Source organism: Pseudomonas sp. SIMBA_068 (assembly GCF_046534705.1).
Classification (GTDB): Bacteria; Pseudomonadota; Gammaproteobacteria; order Pseudomonadales; family Pseudomonadaceae; genus Aquipseudomonas; species Aquipseudomonas putida.
On record NZ_JAWRYI010001518.1, the window covers coordinates 1 to 240 of the forward strand.

The 240-nt window shown below is 48.3% G+C and carries 1 protein-coding gene; it reads left to right on the top strand.

Annotation, left to right across the window (positions count from 1 at the left end; translation table 11 throughout):
* On the top strand, window positions 1-240 hold a 240-nt coding region (locus SB756_RS34740; protein WP_410913842.1), incomplete at both ends, for a bestrophin family ion channel.

Sequence of the window (240 nt, forward strand, 5' to 3'; positions counted from 1 at the left end):
TATCATCGCGCTTACTACTCAATTTTCTCTTTTCTATCGCTGTTATTTTCATGCTGCCCTGGTACACGCATCTGGGCATCAAATTCACCCTCGCACCGTTCAGCATTCTCGGTGTCGCCATCGCCATTTTTCTTGGTTTTCGTAATAATGCCGGGTACGCCCGTTACGTTGAAGCGCGAAAACTTTGGGGGCAGTTGATGATTGCCTCACGGTCGTTACTGCGCGAGGTAAAAACGACAT